Source organism: Lentibacter algarum, assembly GCF_040580765.1.
Classification (GTDB): Bacteria; Pseudomonadota; Alphaproteobacteria; order Rhodobacterales; family Rhodobacteraceae; genus Lentibacter; species Lentibacter algarum.
This window is the reverse complement of the sequence record NZ_CP158687.1, coordinates 1,937,257-1,954,930: the sequence shown is the minus strand read 5'-3', so window position 1 is coordinate 1,954,930 and position 17,674 is coordinate 1,937,257. Positions and strand designations below refer to the sequence as shown.

Here is a 17,674-nt window from a genome sequence, read left to right as displayed (position 1 = left end):
CTACTGGCCTAGAACGATATTCGGCGTAGCTGGCAGAGCTGCTGCGAGTGAGTTAAAGCGCGCTTCGGCAACTTCTCCAAACAACGGGATCGCGTCTTGGCTGAGTGTAAGCTCGAGGATCCGCTTCTTGGGGTAGAGCCGCATCTGTCCGATTTGGGCGTCTTTCTGAAGCCAGAGCATGGCGCCAAAGCGCATCGCTTTACCAACGGTTTCAGCAACTTGCTGATCAGCCTCAGAGATCAACTCAGAGATTGGCTCAAACCGCGCAGTTGTGATGCGTGTATTTGAGTAGCGATAGAGCAGAGCGAGGCCTAGAAAAATCCTCTCGTTGTGGCGGATACCGCCTAGATTGGCCTGTGTTGCAAGGTTAAAGCAGGTTTCGGCGCGGTAGTCGGGGTGCGCACGCCAGCTCACGTCGTGCAAGAGGCAGGCAGCCTTGATGAGCTTAAGGCGTTCGGGCGAGGCTGATTTGAATAAGGGTTGGATGAATTCATACAGAGTACGCCCGAATCCTGGAAGACGCGCGTCTTTGGCTTCGGCAAAGCGGCAAGCCTCGATGAGCGGGTCGCGGTCGCGCAATTTCTGCGGCATTTGTTCATAGAGCATTCCTTCGCGGATGCCGTAGGAGCTGATGGCGATATCGTGTGGCCTAAATTCTCGAACGACTTCCTTAAGGACTTCTGAAGCGATCGGGACAAGCTTCATGCGGCTCGATGAGATACCCGCCATGGCGCGAATCGTTTCTTCATCGTTTTTGGCGATATACTCCGCAGTTGCCGTCACCGCTTTGCGGCTCATACGGTACTCATGCAAAACGTGCAGCGGATAGCCGCGGCGCTCCATATCAATTCGTGCAATTGCGCGCCATGAACCGCCGACGAGAAATAGGCGATTGTGCTGTGGCCCGAGTTCTTCGTGCAGTTTCTGGATCGTGCTGCGGATAATCTCTTTGCGGGCTTTCTTGCCGCCCTGCACACTCATCAGTCGCTGTGGACCGAGCGAGGAGCTGACGCGCTTGCCAACGACGCCATCCGAGATTTCAGCGAGTTCCATGGAGGAGCCGCCAATATCACAGACCAGCCCGTAAGACCCTGGCCAACCAAGCAAAACGCCTTGTGCTGACAGGCGGGCCTCTTCCGTGCCGTCGATAACATGAAGCTCAAGCCCTGTTTCGCTTTCGACAAGATCGCGGAATTCTTGTCCGTCTTCTGCCTCGCGCACGGCGGCTGTCGCCACGGCAGTGAGCGGGCCAGTGTTCATCCCTTCGGCGAGGCGCTGAAAGCGACGGATCGCGCTCAGGGCACGGGTGCGTCCAGACGGATTGAGGCGGCCTGTTTCACCGATACCTTCGCCAAGGCCGCACATGACCTTTTCGTTGAAGAAATAGGCTGGGCTACGCGCTGCGCCATCAAAGACCACAAGACGGACCGAGTTGGAGCCGACATCTACAACGCCAACGCGTGACAATGCCCTTGCTTTTGGGTCTTGGAAGAGCGGGCGGCCAAAAAGCCCCCAGTCGCTTGAATTTGCTTGATTTTCGCTCATTCTCAGCGCTCCTAAAGCGTGTTGGCCTTGTTATGGCCCGCGGGGGCAGATGCGTCAACCATGGTGAGACGGGTTAACACTGCGTAACCTTGGCGCAGGCCCTGTTTACCACTTTTGACGGGGGCCAAAACAGGGGGGTGATATGCGTACACAACCCGTGCACAAGGCGTGCACCGCAAAATCGAGTCGTTTTGCATTAAGGCTTTGGAACGATGGCTTAGGGCTGTCTTAACCATTGAGGTGCTTGCCCGCCGCACCCTTTAGTCTTCTCCGTGAGTGAGTTTGGGCACATCGGATGCGCCTGCGGAGCCGCGCCCGGAGAGGGACGGGTTTTCCATAAAGAAACGGTGGCAGTTAAAGGAGAATGTGCCTTCGGGGAGCTCTTCGCGCAGGAAACGCCCAGAGGCGTCCATGACCCAGCTTTGTGCCGTATCTGCCATATTTGCAGCCATAATCTGGCTGGTGATCTGGGCCTTTACGGTTGGGGTATTGATTTCGACAAGGGTTTCGACACGGCGTGAGAGATTTCGGCCCATCCAGTCGGCGGAGGAAATGAAGACCCTCGCCTTTTTGTGCGGAAGGCCAAAGCCTGCGCCAAAGCAGACGATGCGCGAGTGCTCAAGGAAGCGTCCGACAATGGACTTTACGCGGATCGTTTCGGAGAGACCTTTGACGCCTGGTCTCAGGCCACAGATGCCGCGAACGACAAGGCTGATCTCGACACCAGCTTGGGAGGCCGCATAGAGAGCGTCGATGACTTCGGGTTCGATCAGTGAGTTCATCTTCGCCCAAATCTGGGCGGGGCGTCCCGCGCGCGCATGTTCGGCCTCAGCGGCAATCATGTCTAGCAGACGTGGCTTAAGCGAGAGAGGCGAAATGGCGAGGTTTTCGAGCTTGTCTGGCTCAACATAGCCTGAGAGATAATTGAAGACTTTGGTGGCGTCACGTCCGAGTGCCGCATCACATGTGAAGAGAGACAAGTCGGTATAGATGCGCGCGGTGATCGGGTGGTAATTGCCTGTACCGTAGTGGGTATAGGTTACGAGCTTGTCGCCCTCGCGGCGCACCACAGTGGAGATTTTGGCGTGGGTCTTTAGGTTGAGAAAGCCGTAAACCACATGCGCACCCGCTCGCTCAAGGCGGCGCGACTGACGGATATTGGCAGCCTCATCAAAGCGTGCTTTCAGTTCGACGAGGGCGGTGACAGATTTGCCCTCTTCTGCGGCTTCGCAGAGTGCTTCGACAATCGGACTGTCGCGTGAGGTACGGTAAAGCGTTTGCTTGATCGCAACGACATTTGGGTCGCGGGCGGCCTGTTGTAGGAAGCGCACGACCATGTCGAAGGTTTCGTAGGGGTGATGCAGCAGCATATCTTTTTGGCGGATCGCGGCGAAAATATCGCCCTCGTGATCGGTGACCCGCTCGGGGATACGCGGCGTGAAGGCAGGCCAGAGCAGGTCTGGACGCTCGTCAAGCACCAGCTCGGAAAGATCGGCGAGGCCGAGCATTCCGCCGATTTCAACGATCTCGTTTTCGGTCACATGCAGCTCACGCTGGATCATCTTGAGCAGGCGGGCTGGAGCATCTGCAGAAATGGTCAGGCGAACGACTTCGCCGCGACGGCGACGTTTCAGGGCAGTTTCAAATTCGCGTACGAGGTCTTCTGCTTCATCCTCGACTTCAAGATCACTGTCTCGCAGCACCCGAAAACCGCAGGCGCCTTTGAGGCGAAAACCGGGGAATAGGCTGGGCAAATGCTCCAGCAGCAGCTCTTCCAATGGCAAGAAGCGGAACTGCCCTTCAGGCGCGGGCAGCGCGATAAACCGTGCGATCTGGGCGGGAATGGGCAGGAGCGCTTGCAGCTTGCGCTTATCTCGCGTGCTTTCAAGCTCGAGCGCCAGAGCATAGCCCGTGTTTGGAATAAACGGAAAGGGATGTGCAGGGTCAATGGCCAAGGGCGAGAGCACGGGGAAGACTTGCTCTAGAAACACCTCATGCAAGAGCGCCTTGTCGGCTTCAGAAAGCTCGTCTCGTGTGCAGATATCGATGCCCGCTTCGGCCATTTCTTCTGTGAGGGCGGCGAAAATATCTTGTTGGCGGGCCAGAAGCTCGCGGGCGTTATCGTTGATCAGAACGAGCTGCTCGGCAGGGGTGAGCCCGTCAATGGCGGGGGCGGTGACACCTTCGTTGACCATCTCGCGCAGCCCCGCGACGCGCACGGTATAGAACTCATCAAGGTTGGTGGCGGAGATCGAAACAAAGCGCAGGCGCTCCAGCAGCGGAACACGCAGATTTTCGGCCTCCTCAAGCACACGCCAGTTGAAGCCAAGCCAACTGAGCTCGCGGTTCATAAAGCGGGCGGGGCCTGACAGGTCCCCGTCAAGGTCTTGAGGCTCAGGGAAGGGGGCAGAGAGAAAGTCGGCTTGGATCATGGGGGCGCTATAGGCTTCAATTGTAACGGTTTTACGATGCTGTCGTGGATAATGCGCGCGCCTTGGAGCAATGTCCACTGCCCCTTTCTTGATACCAGAAATATCGGAGGGGTCTGTGAGAGGCACAATGCGATCTCAGAAAAGGTCGGCTTGTCTCTCAAGCACTTCGGAAGCCAGCTTGCGGCTGACTTCGCGGCCTTCGCTCAGTGCGATGGTATCGAGGTCTGCGACAATGGCGCGCGCGGCCGAAAAGCTGCGCTCCATGTGTTTTGTCAGGTAGGCCAGCACATCTGGGCGGGGATTCAGTTGTCTGTCGGCAAAGAGCTTCATCAGGACCGCGGCGAGCAGATCATCATCTGGCGCGCCGAGGGCGACGGCGGGTGTGCCTTGCATGCGGCTGAGCAGATCAGGCAGCGTCAGCCCCCATGTCTGTGCTTCGCCTGTGCCTGTGAACAAGAGGCTCTGGCCTTCTGCCAGCGCGAGGTTGTGCAAATGAAAGAGCGCGTCCTGCGCTGTCGTTAGACCCGCAATTGCGGGGATATTTTCGACCGCAACAGGGGCTTGGGCGAGCTTGGGGATGTCAATTTCGGTGAGGTCGCTGGCCTGCACAATGGCTGCGCCCGAGAGGCTTGCCCAGACATGGGCGAGGTGCGTTTTTCCGGCCCCTTCTGGGCCGATCAGCAAGAGTTTGCGCGAGGGCCAGTTCTGCCAGCTCTCGATCATCGCGACAGCGCCTGCATTATTGGGAGAGACGAAAAAATCGTCGCGCCCCAGCGCTTGGAGGGCCGGGAGATCAAAGGTCAGTTGGCGTGCCATCAGCTTTTGTCTTCATCCCGTGTGGTGGCCTGCTCGGCAGCACGCAGGGCCGCTTTGGAGCGGGGGCTGCTTTTCCCTTCGAGGCCTTGGTAGAGCTTACTCTCTTTGTAAGTGAAGAGGACAAAGCGCGTGAGCACACCAATCGCTGCGGCCACTGGCACGGCCACGAGCATCCCGACAAAGCCGAACAGTGATCCAAAGACTGACAGCGCGAAAATCAGCCAGACAGGGTGTAGTCCGATGGATTTGCCAACAAGTTTGGGGGTGAGCACATTGCCCTCGACCACCTGACCAATGACAAAGACCAGAGCGACCAGCCCCAGCGAGACCCAATCGCCCCAGAACTGGAACAGCGCGAGGCCGATGGCAAGCACGCCGCCCAAAATGGCACCGAGGTAAGGAATAAAGGTGAGAAGACCTGCGATAAAGCCGACGATAAGGCCGAATTGCAGCCCGACCAGCATCAGGGCGATCGCGTAATAGCTGCCGAGAATGAGGCAGACCGTGCCCATGCCACGAATAAAGCTGGCCATGGTGCGGTCTACATCTGAGGCCAACTCGCGAATAACGGGGGCGTGATCGCGCGGGAGCACATCATCGATCGCTGCGACCATGCGGTCCCAGTCAAACAGTAGATAGAAGGCAACGACTGGCACAATCACAAGGAGCATCACCACATTGATGATCGACATGGCCGAGGAGAGCACGGTTTGCAAAAGCTCGCCTCCGCGTTCCTTGACGGTTTCGCCGACCGCGATCAGAGAGGTGCGCAGGGTGCTGTCTGTGTCCATGAGCGAGGGGAAGCGCTCTGTCAGGAAATTTTGTAGATCCGAAAACAACCTTGGAGCCGTGTTAAAGAGCGATACGGCCTGTTCCACCATCACCGGCACGACCAGAAGCGCGAGGATCACAAAGATCAAGACAGCACTCAGAGTGATGATCGTTGTGGCGATTGCGCGGGAAAAGCCCATCTTTTCGAGCTTGTCGGCGACAGGATCAAGAAAGTATGCAATCGCCCCGCCAAGCACAAAAGGCAGGATCACATCGCCCAAAAACCAGAGCGCCAAGCAGAAGACGAGGGCAGAAGCACCCCAATATTTGAGCTGGTCGCGGACAGGAAGGGCCATGAGTTCCTCTGGGTTGGCTGCACTCTCTATGTCACCGCTCGGGGCGCGCGTTTCAAGCTTAAACTTCGTAAAAGCGCTGGTGCTTGGGCGCGGGACGCCGAAAACAAGAGGCCCGCAGCGTGCGCCGCGGGCCTTCGACATAGCCTAACCTGTAGGGACGTACTTAGTGACAGGCGGGCCGTGTTCCGGGGAGTAGAACTTTGTCGACCACATGGATCACACCGTTTGAGGCTTTGATATCGGCGATCACCACATTGGCCATTGTGCCTGTGCCGTCATTGATCGTCACGCCGTCGGCGGTGCGAGTTATGCAAAGGCGCTCGCTTGTGAGCAGCGGCTTGAAGTAGGTGGAGCCATGCGGGATGCCTGAGGCCATGAGCTTGCGATCATCCACGTGATAAAGCAGCACATTTGTGAGTTGACCCTTGTTTTCGGGCTTCAAGAGCGTCTCGACTGTGCCTTCAGGCAGAGCTGCGAAAGCATCGTTCACGGGGGCGTAGACTGTGAAGGGGCCAGGGCCTGCCAGCGTTTCGGCGAGGCCAGCGGCTGTGACGGCGGCGACAAGTGTGGAAAAGCGCTCATCGGCAACGGCGATATCGACGATTGTTTTCTTGCCATGACCATCTGCGAGAGAGGCGGTGGCGGCTGCGGCAAAGGCGGTCGCGAGAATGAATTTACGTAGCATAATCTTTACTCCTGTCAGGGTTTCTCTGTGATGTAAGTAGAGGTGTTACGCGGAGGTTTTGCCGTTGGATGTTTGGTTAACGGATCTGTGACTGGCCGTGATCGAACACTTGCCCGCGGGCGCTCAAAGGCCTACACGGGGGCAAACAAAACATAAGGTTTTTCCCCATGCGCCTGAGCCGCTACTTCTTGCCCGTTCTGAAAGAAACCCCTGCGGAAGCGCAGATTGTCTCTCATCGTCTTATGCTGCGCGCTGGGATGATCAAGCAGTCGGCGGCCGGGATTTATTCGTGGTTGCCGCTGGGCTTTAAGGTTTTGCGCAAGATCGAGAATATTGTGCATGAAGAGCAGATGCGTGCGGGACATATGCCGATGCTCATGCCGACGATCCAGTCGGCTGATCTCTGGCGCGAGAGCGGGCGCTATGACGCTTATGGCGACGAGATGCTGCGCATTAAAGACCGCGGCGGGCGTGATATGCTGTTTACGCCCACAGCCGAAGAGCTTGTGACGGATATTTTCCGCTCACATGTGAACAGCTACAAAGACATGCCGCTGACGCTCTATCAGATCCAGTGGAAGTTCCGCGACGAAGTGCGCCCGCGCTTTGGCGTGATGCGGGGCCGCGAGTTCTACATGAAAGACGGTTATAACTTTGACCTGACCAAAGAAGACGCGCTGCACGCCTACAACCGCCACTTGGTGAGCTATCTGCGCACATATGAGCGGATGGGTTTGCAGGCGATTCCGATGCGTGCGGATTCTGGGCCGATTGGGGGCGATGATACGCATGAGTTCCTTGTTCTGGCAGACACAGGTGAGTCCGAGGTCTTTTATGACAGCGCAGTAACGGATTTGAGCTTTGGCGATCGTGACATTGACTACAGCGATGTGGCGCAATGTGCGGGTGTTATGGAAGAGTTCACGACCAAATACGCACGCACAGACGAGACCCACGATGAAGCGCTCTTTCATGCGATCCCTGAAGAGCGCCGCCGCACAGCGCGGGGCATTGAAGTTGGTCAGATTTTTTACTTTGGCACGAAATATTCCGAAGCGATGGGTGCGACTGTGCAGGGACCAGACGGCAAGCCGACACCTGTTCATATGGGCAGCCACGGTATCGGTGTATCGCGCCTTCTGGGCGCTATCATTGAAGCGAGCCATGACGACAACGGTATTATCTGGCCTGAGGGTGTGACACCGTTTCACGCGGGGATTGTCAATCTCAAGCAGGGCGATGCCGAAGCCGATGCCGCCTGTGAAGCCATTGAGTCCGCGATGGAAGCGCTGGGGCTTGAGCCTTTGTATGACGATCGCAATGAACGCGCGGGGGGCAAGTTTGCCACGATGGACCTGATTGGTCTGCCATGGCGGATCACGGTCGGGCCACGCGGCTTGAAGAACGGCGTTGTTGAGCTAACGAGCCGCCGCACGGGTGAAAGCGAAGAACTGCCACCTGAAGCAGCCGTTGCGAAATTGGCCGAGATTTACAAAGGACATATGGTAAAGGGGCTTTGAGCCCCACCATAGGCTGAAACGGTGTGGGACGTTTGGAGGAGCGATGCTTTCAAAGGTGATCACACTGGTGGGCGGGGTGGCTGGAGCCGCCTCGTTTTCGCAATTTCCCGAGTTTAGCCAGCAGTATATCCAGCGCATGGGCGGAGCTGTCGACGAGCTCTCGCGGTTTGTGGCCGAGTTTGATGCGGATGCGACCGAGCTGGGGCTGAGCCGTGAGGCGGCGCTTGTGGACCTTGCCGCTGGCGGCGACATGGGCCGCGCGCGTGCCGAAACCGTGGCGGGAACCATCACCCGACAAGCGCGGCTTGAGGCTGATTTGAGGGCGTTGGAGGGCGCTGGGCCCTTCACGCGTGCCTATGAGATGCGCCGTTTTTCCGACAGTGAGATCGCGACGAGGGCGTGGGAGGCTTATAAGCCTGCCGTGCCGCTCAGCTTTGAAGGCGGAATGTTTGCGGGCGCAGGTTTTCTGGGTGGTGTTGGCCTGATCGGCGGGCTTATGGGGCTTTTGCGGAGAATTTTTCGGCGACGGGTCTCTGTATGAGAATGTGCATCTGATCTGCTGGGACCGCCCAGAGCCAATCTAAATTGGGGGCTGAAGTCTTAAATCCCAGAGAATATTTGCGGCAAAAGCAGAAACGAGGGGGCAGCAAGCAGTTGGTCAGGGAGCACTTCCTTCGCGCGCGTGCACGCTTGCGCTTGACCTTGCATGGGTTGCCGCGCATTTTGCGCATTCCTTGTAAGTGAGCAGATCTATGGCGTTACCTCCTCCCCCTTTTGCAGGCTTTGAGTGGATGATCGCGTGGCGCTATTTGCGTGCGCGCCGTGCTGAGGGCGGTGTGAGCGTTATGACGTGGATCAGCCTGATCGGGATCACACTCGCGGTGATGGCGTTGATTGCGACTCTGGCTGTGAGGGCGGGCTTCAGGGCGGAATTTGTCGACACTATTCTGGGCGCGAATGCACATGTCACGGTCTATCACTCTGCGGAAGTGCGAGAGAACGGGCAGCTGGATCGGACCATTCAGGACTATGATGCTTTTGCCGAGCGTTTGCGCGCTGTGCAGGGTGTGACGCGCGCCGCACCTTTGGTCAAAGGGCAGGTCATGGCGAGCGCGGGTGGGCGCAACGCGGGCATAGAAGTTTTTGGGATTACAGAAGAGAACCTGATGACGATCCCGCGTATTGTGGCACCTCAGGAAGCATATGGTGATATTGAGCGCTTTGGCGAGGGGGTCGCTATCGGCTCGGGCGTTGCGCGCGAGCTTGGCGTTGTTGCTGGAGACAAGATCAAGGTGATTTCCCCCAACGGGGTCAAGACAGCTTTTGGGACAAGCCCACGCGTGAAGGCCTATGAGGTTGTTTATGTCTTCACAGCGGGGCGTTATGATATCGACCGTACGCGGGTCTATATGCCCTTTGCCGAGGCGCAGGTTTTTTTCAACCGTGAGGGGCGGGCGGACGAGATCGAAGTGATGGTGGCCGCCCCTGACGCTGTAGAGGATATGACGTTGCCACTGCTGCGCGCGGCGGGTGATCGGGCAATTTTGTGGACGTGGAAAGACGCGAGCGGCGGCTTCCTTAAGGCGCTCGATATCGAGGACAATGTGATGTTTGTGATCCTGTCGATCCTTGTTTTGATCGCCGCGATGAACATTGTGTCGGGTCTGATCATGCTGGTGAAGAACAAGGGACGTGATATCGGAATTTTGCGCACCTTTGGCCTCACGGAAGGGGCTGTGCTGCGCGTGTTTTTTATCTGTGGAGCCTTCACGGGTCTCATTGGCACGGCGCTGGGGGTATTGCTCGGCTGTCTCTTCGCAATTTACATCGATCCGATCTTTGCGATTGTGAACGGGGTCTCGGGGGGAGGCATCTGGGACCCAGCAGTGCGCGGGATTTCGTTTTTGCCTGCCAAATTGCAGTTTAACGATGTTATGAGCGCTGTGGCTCTGAGCCTTGGGCTGAGTTTTGTTGTGACAATCTTTCCAGCAAGGCGTGCGGCGCGGATGAACCCTGTGGAGGCGTTGCGCTATGAGTGAGCCTGTGTTGCGCCTGAGCGGAATTGAAAAGACCTATAACGCGGGCAAGCCGAGCGAGATACGGGTGTTGCGTGGGGCGGATCTGACTATTGAGCCGGGCGAGATTGTTGCGCTGGTTGCGCCGTCTGGTGCTGGGAAGTCCACGCTTTTGCACATTGCTGGGCTCTTGGACACTCCGAGTGCGGGGATTGTTGAGATCGCTGGGCAGGATATGACAGGGCGGGGCGACCGGCGGCGCACGCGAGTGCGGCGCGAGGATGTTGGATTTGTCTATCAGTTCCATCATCTCTTGCCCGAGTTTAGCGCGCTTGAGAATGTCATGCTGCCGCAGCTGGCCAACGGAGCCACGCGCGCTACGGCCAAGGCGCGGGCGCTGGAGCTTTTGAGCCACGTTGGCGTGGAGGAGCGGGCGAGTCACCGTCCTGCGGATATGTCAGGTGGGGAGCAGCAGCGAGTGGCGTTTTGTCGCGCGTTGGCAAATGCGCCGCGACTGTTGCTGGCGGATGAGCCGACAGGAAACCTTGACCCTGCCACGGCGGATCAGGTTTTTGCCGCGCTGATGGCGCTTGCTCGGGAAACGGGGCTTGCGGCTTTGATTGCGACACATAACCTTGAGTTGGCAGCGCGGATGGACCGCTGTGTTCGGCTTGAAGCGGGCGTGCTTGTGCCTGCATAAGATGCTGTGTGCGTGTGTACGAACCTGAGTGGTGGGTATCTTGCCACTCCAAAGTATTTTGAAGAAAAGAAGACTTGGAAATTTTGGGGATGGAATGACGATGATGGCGAAAACCTTGGACGAGATTTATGCCTTGAGCGAACGGGCTTTGCTGCGCCACGGGGCTGCGCCATGGGTCGCTGCACATGTGGCAGATGCTGTGAAAGTCGCCGAGAGCTTTGGAAACAAGATTTGCGGGCTGTATTATCTGGAAAGCTATTGTCAGCAGCTTGAGAGCGGGCGCGTGAAAGGCGATGTGGAGCCAGATGTGCGCCGCGTACGGCCTGCCGTTGTGCATGTGGATGCGCGATTTGGCTTTGCACAACCAGCCTTTGCGCGTGCTTTGCCTGAAGCCTTGAGTGCTGCGCGCGAATGCGGTGTGGCAAGCTTGGCCGTGGGGCATGCGCATACCTGCACAAGCCTTGGCTATTTCACCGAGCAGATCGCGCGTGCTGGGATGATCGGGATAGGTATGACCAATGCATCGCCGATTGTTGCACCTCCTGGCGGGAAGAGCCGCGTGATTGGAACAAATCCAATGGCCTTTGCTGTGCCGGACGGGGCGGGCGGCGTTGCGATGATGTTTGATCAGAGCACCACCACTGTTGCGCTTGGTAAAATTACTATGGCGAAGGCGGCGGGGCAGAGTATCCCCGAGGGTTGGGCCTTGGACAAGGACGGGCAGCCGACCACGGATCCTGAAGCTGCGCTTGGCGGCTCGCTTGTGAGTATGGGCGGCTATAAGGGCTGGGGCTTTGGTCTGATGGCTGAACTTTTGGTGGCGGGTATGACGGGGAGTCTTGCGAGTGTTGATGTGAAACCGCTGAAAGCCCCGACGGGCGCACCGCATGATTTGGGACAGTATTATCTTTTGATTGATCCTGCAGGGTCTGATGCTTTTGGCGCACGTCTTGCCCAAGTGGCTGCGGTTGTCGCAGAGGACGAAGGCGCGCGGATGCCTGGGCAGGGCAAGGTTGCCATGCACACTGTCGAGGTTGATCCAGCCTTTTGGGCGCAGATGGAGGCTTTGGCGGGCTAGGCTCTTGCCTGCGACGCTAGGCTTGCTGCGTGAGCCAGACGCCTGAGGCCATGAGGGCGATGCCGCCTGCACGGGTCAGTGAAAGGGGAGAAACGCGCGCGCCGAAGAGGCCGAAGTGGTCAATTAGCGCGGCCGAGGCGAGCTGACCGAGCAGCACAAAAAAGACCGCGTTTCCGACACCAAAGCGCGGTGCAACCCATGTGACAGAGAGCACATAGAAAGCGACAAGCAGCCCAGCGAGAAACAAATGCTTGGGCTGTGCCGGCGCTTTGGCAAGGGCGCTGGCGCTGCCTGTGAGAAAAAGCATGAGCACTGCCGCAGACAGCGCGACGCAAAAAAGAATGGCGCCAGCTGCGAAGGGCGTGCCGAGGCGTGTCCCGAGGCTGGCGTTGAGGGCTGCGAGCATGGGGATGCCGAAGCCTGCGGCGAGCATGATAAGGATATAGACAGGTGTGCTGTGCATTGGGTGTCTTTCAAGCAAGATAAAATGTGGCGGTGGCGGTGGCGATATCTTTGCCCGAAGGGGCGGCGCGCATTGTGGCGCGCGTGAAGATCAGATTGCGCCCTGGTTTGACGATTTCGGCGTCGCAGATGATCGTCTCGCCGAGGCCTGCGCGCAGAAACTGCACTTCGAGGTTGGTTGTGGCGACAGGCTTCATCTCGCCAAAGAGGCCTGCGCAGGCAAAGACCATCGCAGTATCGGCGAGGGCGGCGAGGGCTTGTCCAGAAAGCACATCACCCATGCGGGTCAAATCTGGGGTGATGGGCATTTCCAGCGTGGCCCCAGTCGGGCTGATCGCGGTGATCGAGAGATCAAGTGCGCGAACCCACGGGGCGAAACCTTGATCAAAAATGGTTTGGGCGTCTTTGGGTGTCAGGCTCATGCGGGTCTCGTCTATGTTTGAGGGAGAGTGGCACGGAGAGCACGGATGATCCAGATCAAAGCGCAGTGACTCTGTGTGCCCGCACACTACCTCAAACAGGAGACGCGTTATGAGATTTGAAATGCTGATATCTTCGCTCTTGGCGTTTGGTTTGCTGGCGGGCTGTACTGAAGAGATCGGGTTTGGGAGCCCACCAAAGAGCGGCGCCACGCTGTTTGCACAAAACTGTGCGATCTGCCATGGGGCGAATGCGCGTGGCGCGGGTGCAGCGGCCGTCAATCTCGAGCAGGTGCCACCCGACCTCACGCTGATTGCGGAGCGGAACGGCGGGCTTTTTCCGTCTGATGATGTGCTGGCCAAGATACATGGGTATGGCGGGCCGGGGCATTTTGGCGACATGCCTGATTTTGCCGATATTGATACGGGCGAAAATGTAATGTGGGAAACGCAAAACGGGCAGAAAATTGCCACGCCGCGCGCCCTTGTGGCGCTTGTGCGCTATCTGGAAGGCTTGCAGCGCTAGGGGCGTTTCTTTAGGCTGAAGAAAACGAAAAAGGGGCGAACCGATGCGGTATATTTTGACAGGTTTGGCGGCGGTTGCTGTAGCGGGCTGCATGGAGGCCGAGATGCCTGATGCGGGCGAGGGCCGAGCGGCCTATGACGCAAATTGTGCAATGTGCCATGGCGCGGGCGGCAAGGGTGACGGGGCGCTTGCGCAGGATCTGAGTGTTGCGCCTGTCGATCTGACGCGTCTGACGCGAGACAACGGTGGCGCCTTTCCTGTTAACCGTGTGCTGAGCTACATTGACGGCTACAAACGGAAAGCACCTGAGGCGGTTGAGATGCCTGAATTTGGGCTTTTGCTTGAGGGCCCGAGCGTTCCTGTGGCGACAGGGGAGGGCGTGTTTACGCCCACACCGCGGCCTTTGGCGGCACTTTTGGCTTACTTGGAGAGCATTCAAAGCTAGTCGTTTCGAATTTGCTGCGCAAATCCGACCGAGGCGGGGGACCAGTCCCACGCACCCCTGGGGTATTTTCAGAAAGAGGAAGCCACCGGCAGGGTTATGTCCAGTCGAGGACGACTTTGCCAGAACCGTGGGCCATGGCGTCAAAGCCTTGGGCGTAATCGCTGGCTTTAAGGCGGTGTGTGATGACGCCGCGCACGTTGAGGCCGTTTTCTAACATGGCGATCATTTTATACCATGTTTCAAAGATTTCACGGCCGTAGACGCCCTTGATCGTGATGGCTTTGAAGACGATGCGAGACCAGTCGACGGGGCTCTTGCCCGGTGGAATCCCGAGGAGGGCAATGCGACCGCCCATGACGAGATTTTCGACCATTTGATCGAGGGCTTGCTGGCTGCCGGACATCTCAAGGCCAACGTCAAAGCCTTCGCGCATTTTGAGCGCGCCTTCGATATCTTTGAGATCTTCTTTGGCGACATTGACGGGAACCACGTCGGCCACTGTGCTGGCGAGATCAAGTCGGCGCTGGTCTATGTCCGTGATCACCACATGGCGCGCGCCCACATGCCTTGCGACGCAGGCGGCCATAATGCCGATGGGTCCAGCGCCCGTAATGAGCACGTCTTCGCCCACGAGATCATAGCTGAGAGCGGTGTGGACCGCGTTGCCCAAGGGATCGAGGATTGCACCGATTTCGTCGTCAATTGCATCAGGCAGTGGCACGACATTAAATGCGGGCAGGCGCAGATATTGCGCGAATGCGCCTTGTTCATTCACACCGATGCCTCGGGTTTCTGGATCAAGGTGGAACTTTCCTGCGCGGCTTTGACGGGACTTTTTGCCGATGAGGTGGCCTTCGCCTGAACAGCGTTGGCCAATCGAGATGTCATGCACATCGCGGCCTATGGCGACGACTTCCCCTGCGAATTCATGGCCTGTTATAAGGGGTGTTGGCACAGTGCGTTGTGCCCAGTCATCCCAATTCCAGATGTGTAGATCGGTTCCGCAGATGCCTGTCTTGTTGATTTTTATCAGCACGTCTTCGGGGCCGATCTCGGGGATGGGTTCTTGTTGAAGCGTGAGGCCGGGTGCTGGCGTTGTTTTGACGAGGGCTTGCATGGTGTTTTTCATGGCTGGGCATTCCAGAGATCGGTTGAGAGGTATTTGAGGCCAGAGTCACAGATGACGATGACAACTGTGCCGCCTTTTTCGTGGCCTTGCAGAAGCTCGACTGCGCCTGCGAGGTTTGCGCCTGCGGAGTAGCCGCCAAATATACCTTCATGGCGGGCGAGGAGGCGGGCATAGCGCTGGGCGTCTGGGCCTGTGATGGTGAGATGACCTGCAAGAGGTGCGCCTTTGAGGTGCGCGAGGTCGGGCATGGAGTAGCCGCCACCCTGAATGGGATGGGCGGGCGTGTCGGGGTGGAGCGCGTAGCTTTTGACGCCGTGGCGCGCAAAGAAGCGGGCTGCTCCGCCGAGGGTTCCGCCAGAGCCGATAAAGTCGCAGAAGGCTGTGACGGAGCCTTTCGACTGTGCCCAGATTTCGGGGGCTGTCCCTTGCTTATGCGCGGCGGGGTTGCTGGGGTGGGCGAACTGGTCGGCGCGGAAGGCGGCGCGCTCGCGGGTGAGCTGTTGCGCTGCGGCTTCGACGAGGGCGAGGTCTTCACCCGAGACTTCGCCTTTGCGCCCCCCTGTGGCTTGGGGAACGAGGAGGACTTCGGCTCCGAGGGCGCGCATCATTTGCGCACGTTCGGGGGAATTGCCTTCGCTCATGACGGCGATGAAGGGGTGGCCAAAGACGCCACAGACGATGGCGAGGCCTGTGCCCATGTTGCCAGAGGTGAGTTCGACGACAGTCTGGGCCTCGGCAAGCTCGCCTGAGGCGCGGGCAGACTGGATGACTGCCAGAGCGGCACGGTCTTTCTTGGAAAAACCGGGGCTTAGGTAGTCGCATTTGGCGAGGATGCGACCCGAAAGGCCGAGGTGGTCTGTGAGGCGGTCGAGCGCGACGAGGGGCGAGTTGCCGATCGCGTGGGTGATGTCGGGGAGGAGCTCAGGCTGGATCATAGGGCACCCGCTTCGTGGCCTGCTTCGGCGAAGGCCTGCAAAGCGGTGTCCAGATCCCTGCGGGTGAGGGCGGCGTTCATTTGGGTGCGGATGCGGGCTTTTCCCTTTGGCACGACGGGGAAGAAAAAGCCCGAGACATAGACACCGCGTTTGTCGAGCGCGCGCGCCATATCCTGCGCGAGTTGGGCCTCGCCCAGCATCACGGGGATGATTGGATGTTCGCCGTCTAGGAGGGTGAAGCCTTGGTCAGTGAGGCCTTTGCGCCAGTGGGTGGCGTTTTCAAAGAGCTGGGCGCGCAGGGTGTCGCCCTCCTCAACAAGTTTGAGCGCGGCGATGCCTGCGGCTGTGATCATGGGCGGTAAGGCGTTTGAAAACAGATAGGGCCGCGCGCGCTGGCGCAAAAGGTCGATCACGGGCTGGGGGCCAGCAATGTAGCCGCCAAGCGCTCCGCCGAGGGCCTTGCCGAGCGTGCCTGTGAGGATATCGACCGATGTGTTGAAATGCGCAGGCGTGCCTTGGCCCTTGGGGCCCATGAAGCCTGTGGCGTGGCAGTCATCGACCATGGTGAGTGCGCCGTATTGATCGGCCAGCGCCTTGATTTCGGGGAGCTTGGCGAGCGTGCCGTCCATGGAAAAGACGCCGTCTGTCGCGATCATGATATGGCGCGCGCCGTCGGCTCTCGCGGCTTTGAGCTGAGTTTCCAGATCGTCCATATCGGAAGTGGCATAGCGGTAGCGTTTGGCTTTGCAGAGGCGGATGCCGTCAATGATTGAGGCGTGGTTGAGCGCATCGGAGATGATAGCGTCATCAGGGCCAAGGAGCGGCTCGAACAGGCCGCCGTTGGCATCAAAGCATGCGGCGAAGAGGATGGCATCGTCCATACCGAGGAACCGTGCAAGGGCGCTTTCAAGCTCGCGGTGCAGATCGGCTGTGCCGCAGATGAAACGCACTGAGGCCATGCCGTAGCCGTGCTCCTGCATGGCTTGGTGGGCAGCGGCAATAAGTGCGGGGTGATCGGCAAGGCCGAGGTAGTTGTTGGCGCAGAGGTTGAGCATTGGCCGACCCTCGGCGGTGATATGGGCCGATTGGGGCGTGCTGATGGCACGCTCTCGCTTAAAGAGACCGTCTGCCTCGATCTCTGCGAGAGTGGCTTTGATATCGGTGAGAAAGGCGGACATGGGGGCACTCCCTTGAAGGTTTGTTCAAGGGTATCGGGTGGCCTGAAAATGTCAATATAAAAGAATTGTATCCGTTATAGCGGATTCTCACCACTGACATGCTTGACGACAAGGAGGGCGCGAGCGGGGACGCTGGCGCGAATGGCGTGGGGCAGATCGGCGCGGTAGCGTAGAGTGTCGCCCTGAGAAATAGCGGCTGTCTCTTCGCCGCTGGCGACGTTCAGCGCGCCTGTGAGGGCAGTGAGATGTTCCACGGCCCCGGTGTCATGCGGCTCGGAGACAAGGCTGCCGCCCGCCTCAAAGACAAGTTCGTAAAGCTCGGTTTTGCCTGCATCGGCAGGAGCAGAGAGGATGCGGATGGTGCAGCCGCGGCCCGCTTCGCTGAAGGAAGGCGTATCAGCGGCGCGAATATGCTCCAGGATCGGAGACGCGGGGGCGGCTGAACTATCGAGCAGGCCAGCAAAGTCGACGTTGAGTGCGCGGGTGAGGTTCCAGAGGCTGGCAACCGTTGGTGAGGAGGCTCCACGCTCGATTTGGCTGAGCATCGAGCGGGACACACCCGAAAGCTGCGAGAGTGCCTCAAGTGAGAGGCCACGCTCGGCGCGGGCCTCTTTTAGCCGCGCGGCAAGGTGGGATGTGATGTCGTGATCAATGGCCATGGG

At 58.6% G+C, this 17,674-nt stretch carries 18 protein-coding genes; 7 read left to right on the top strand and 11 right to left on the bottom strand.

Translation table 11 applies throughout. From position 1 onward, the window contains the following. The 5 genes from DSM117340_RS09530 to DSM117340_RS09510 all read right to left on the bottom strand — a co-directional run bounded on the left by DSM117340_RS09530 (nt 1) and on the right by DSM117340_RS09510 (nt 6,605). Nucleotides 1–1,545: a Ppx/GppA family phosphatase gene (locus tag DSM117340_RS09530; RefSeq protein ID WP_089889899.1), complete on the bottom strand. Its 1,545-nt coding sequence runs from the start codon at nt 1,543–1,545 to the stop codon at nt 1–3. 260 nt (nt 1,546–1,805) lie between these two features. After that, nucleotides 1,806–3,977: an RNA degradosome polyphosphate kinase gene (locus DSM117340_RS09525; protein WP_089889902.1), complete on the bottom strand. Its 2,172-nt coding sequence runs from the start codon at nt 3,975–3,977 to the stop codon at nt 1,806–1,808. Between the two features lie 135 nt (nt 3,978–4,112). Next, the gene (locus DSM117340_RS09520; protein ID WP_089889905.1) at nt 4,113–4,793 is read right to left on the bottom strand and encodes a chromosomal replication initiator DnaA; all 681 of its coding nucleotides are present in this window, start codon (nt 4,791–4,793) and stop codon (nt 4,113–4,115) included. Next, nucleotides 4,793–5,920 carry an AI-2E family transporter gene (locus tag DSM117340_RS09515; RefSeq protein ID WP_089891538.1) on the bottom strand — a complete coding sequence of 376 codons (1,128 nt, stop codon included), beginning with the start codon at nt 5,918–5,920 and terminating at the stop codon, nt 4,793–4,795. The genes DSM117340_RS09520 and DSM117340_RS09515 overlap by 1 nt, the downstream gene beginning before the upstream one ends. A gap of 163 nt (nt 5,921–6,083) precedes the next feature. Beyond that, nucleotides 6,084–6,605, bottom strand: a complete 522-nt coding sequence (locus DSM117340_RS09510) for a fasciclin domain-containing protein (protein ID WP_089889908.1) — start codon at nt 6,603–6,605, stop codon at nt 6,084–6,086. Nucleotides 6,606–6,772: 167 nt separating this feature from the next. On the opposite strand from DSM117340_RS09510, the gene proS reads away from it, so the two are divergent. The 5 genes from proS (at nt 6,773) to DSM117340_RS09485 (ending at nt 11,918) form a co-directional block, all read left to right on the top strand. Beyond that, a complete protein-coding gene (gene proS, locus DSM117340_RS09505) occupies nt 6,773–8,125 on the top strand; it encodes a proline--tRNA ligase (RefSeq protein WP_089889911.1) in 1,353 nt (450 codons plus the stop codon). Nucleotides 8,126–8,168: 43 nt separating this feature from the next. Then, the gene (locus DSM117340_RS09500) at nt 8,169–8,666 is read left to right on the top strand and encodes a DUF2937 family protein (protein ID WP_089889914.1); all 498 of its coding nucleotides are present in this window, start codon (nt 8,169–8,171) and stop codon (nt 8,664–8,666) included. A gap of 211 nt (nt 8,667–8,877) precedes the next feature. Beyond that, entirely contained in the window at nt 8,878–10,164 is a 1,287-nt protein-coding gene (locus DSM117340_RS09495; protein ID WP_089889916.1) for a lipoprotein-releasing ABC transporter permease subunit, read from the top strand. After that, nucleotides 10,157–10,840, top strand: coding sequence for an ABC transporter ATP-binding protein (locus tag DSM117340_RS09490; protein ID WP_089889920.1), 684 nt, complete (start codon nt 10,157–10,159; stop codon nt 10,838–10,840). The genes DSM117340_RS09495 and DSM117340_RS09490 overlap by 8 nt, the downstream gene beginning before the upstream one ends. 100 nt (nt 10,841–10,940) lie before the next feature. After that, entirely contained in the window at nt 10,941–11,918 is a 978-nt protein-coding gene (locus DSM117340_RS09485; protein WP_089891542.1) for an Ldh family oxidoreductase, read from the top strand. 16 nt (nt 11,919–11,934) lie between these two features. Here the strand turns inward: DSM117340_RS09485 and DSM117340_RS09480 are convergent, their stop codons facing one another. Both DSM117340_RS09480 and DSM117340_RS09475 read right to left on the bottom strand, forming a co-directional pair. Further along, a complete protein-coding gene (locus DSM117340_RS09480) occupies nt 11,935–12,381 on the bottom strand; it encodes a DMT family transporter (RefSeq protein WP_089889923.1) in 447 nt (148 codons plus the stop codon). A gap of 10 nt (nt 12,382–12,391) precedes the next feature. Beyond that, entirely contained in the window at nt 12,392–12,802 is a 411-nt protein-coding gene (locus tag DSM117340_RS09475; RefSeq protein WP_177170653.1) for a PaaI family thioesterase, read from the bottom strand. 109 nt (nt 12,803–12,911) lie between these two features. On the opposite strand from DSM117340_RS09475, the gene DSM117340_RS09470 reads away from it, so the two are divergent. Both DSM117340_RS09470 and DSM117340_RS09465 read left to right on the top strand, forming a co-directional pair. Continuing rightward, nucleotides 12,912–13,325: a c-type cytochrome gene (locus DSM117340_RS09470; RefSeq protein WP_089889926.1), complete on the top strand. Its 414-nt coding sequence runs from the start codon at nt 12,912–12,914 to the stop codon at nt 13,323–13,325. 43 nt (nt 13,326–13,368) lie between these two features. Further along, on the top strand, nt 13,369–13,770 hold the full coding sequence (locus tag DSM117340_RS09465; RefSeq protein ID WP_089889929.1) for a cytochrome c: 402 nt from the start codon (nt 13,369–13,371) through the stop codon (nt 13,768–13,770). A gap of 94 nt (nt 13,771–13,864) precedes the next feature. Here the strand turns inward: DSM117340_RS09465 and tdh are convergent, their stop codons facing one another. The 4 genes from tdh to DSM117340_RS09445 form a co-directional block, all read right to left on the bottom strand. Beyond that, entirely contained in the window at nt 13,865–14,899 is a 1,035-nt protein-coding gene (gene tdh, locus DSM117340_RS09460; RefSeq protein WP_089889931.1) for an L-threonine 3-dehydrogenase, read from the bottom strand. After that, the gene (locus tag DSM117340_RS09455; RefSeq protein WP_089889934.1) at nt 14,896–15,834 is read right to left on the bottom strand and encodes a cysteine synthase family protein; all 939 of its coding nucleotides are present in this window, start codon (nt 15,832–15,834) and stop codon (nt 14,896–14,898) included. Before DSM117340_RS09455 ends, tdh begins: the two co-directional genes overlap by 4 nt. Continuing rightward, complete coding sequence (locus DSM117340_RS09450) at nt 15,831–17,012, bottom strand: glycine C-acetyltransferase (protein ID WP_271437226.1); 1,182 nt, start codon at nt 17,010–17,012, stop codon at nt 15,831–15,833. The genes DSM117340_RS09455 and DSM117340_RS09450 overlap by 4 nt, the downstream gene beginning before the upstream one ends. Before the next feature lie 74 nt (nt 17,013–17,086). After that, a complete protein-coding gene (locus tag DSM117340_RS09445; protein ID WP_089889939.1) occupies nt 17,087–17,671 on the bottom strand; it encodes an XRE family transcriptional regulator in 585 nt (194 codons plus the stop codon). Between the last annotated feature and the right edge of the window lie 3 nt (nt 17,672–17,674).

Coding starts and splice junctions, on each gene's coding strand:
- DSM117340_RS09530 (WP_089889899.1), bottom strand. CDS start 1,545: ATGAGCGAAAATCAAGCAAATTCAAGCGACTGGGGGCTTTTTGGCCGC.
- DSM117340_RS09525 (WP_089889902.1), bottom strand. CDS start 3,977: ATGATCCAAGCCGACTTTCTCTCTGCCCCCTTCCCTGAGCCTCAAGAC.
- DSM117340_RS09520 (WP_089889905.1), bottom strand. CDS start 4,793: ATGGCACGCCAACTGACCTTTGATCTCCCGGCCCTCCAAGCGCTGGGG.
- DSM117340_RS09515 (WP_089891538.1), bottom strand. CDS start 5,920: ATGGCCCTTCCTGTCCGCGACCAGCTCAAATATTGGGGTGCTTCTGCC.
- DSM117340_RS09510 (WP_089889908.1), bottom strand. CDS start 6,605: ATGCTACGTAAATTCATTCTCGCGACCGCCTTTGCCGCAGCCGCCACC.
- proS (WP_089889911.1), top strand. CDS start 6,773: ATGCGCCTGAGCCGCTACTTCTTGCCCGTTCTGAAAGAAACCCCTGCG.
- DSM117340_RS09500 (WP_089889914.1), top strand. CDS start 8,169: ATGCTTTCAAAGGTGATCACACTGGTGGGCGGGGTGGCTGGAGCCGCC.
- DSM117340_RS09495 (WP_089889916.1), top strand. CDS start 8,878: ATGGCGTTACCTCCTCCCCCTTTTGCAGGCTTTGAGTGGATGATCGCG.
- DSM117340_RS09490 (WP_089889920.1), top strand. CDS start 10,157: ATGAGTGAGCCTGTGTTGCGCCTGAGCGGAATTGAAAAGACCTATAAC.
- DSM117340_RS09485 (WP_089891542.1), top strand. CDS start 10,941: ATGATGGCGAAAACCTTGGACGAGATTTATGCCTTGAGCGAACGGGCT.
- DSM117340_RS09480 (WP_089889923.1), bottom strand. CDS start 12,381: ATGCACAGCACACCTGTCTATATCCTTATCATGCTCGCCGCAGGCTTC.
- DSM117340_RS09475 (WP_177170653.1), bottom strand. CDS start 12,802: ATGAGCCTGACACCCAAAGACGCCCAAACCATTTTTGATCAAGGTTTC.
- DSM117340_RS09470 (WP_089889926.1), top strand. CDS start 12,912: ATGAGATTTGAAATGCTGATATCTTCGCTCTTGGCGTTTGGTTTGCTG.
- DSM117340_RS09465 (WP_089889929.1), top strand. CDS start 13,369: ATGCGGTATATTTTGACAGGTTTGGCGGCGGTTGCTGTAGCGGGCTGC.
- tdh (WP_089889931.1), bottom strand. CDS start 14,899: ATGAAAAACACCATGCAAGCCCTCGTCAAAACAACGCCAGCACCCGGC.
- DSM117340_RS09455 (WP_089889934.1), bottom strand. CDS start 15,834: ATGATCCAGCCTGAGCTCCTCCCCGACATCACCCACGCGATCGGCAAC.
- DSM117340_RS09450 (WP_271437226.1), bottom strand. CDS start 17,012: ATGTCCGCCTTTCTCACCGATATCAAAGCCACTCTCGCAGAGATCGAG.
- DSM117340_RS09445 (WP_089889939.1), bottom strand. CDS start 17,671: ATGGCCATTGATCACGACATCACATCCCACCTTGCCGCGCGGCTAAAA.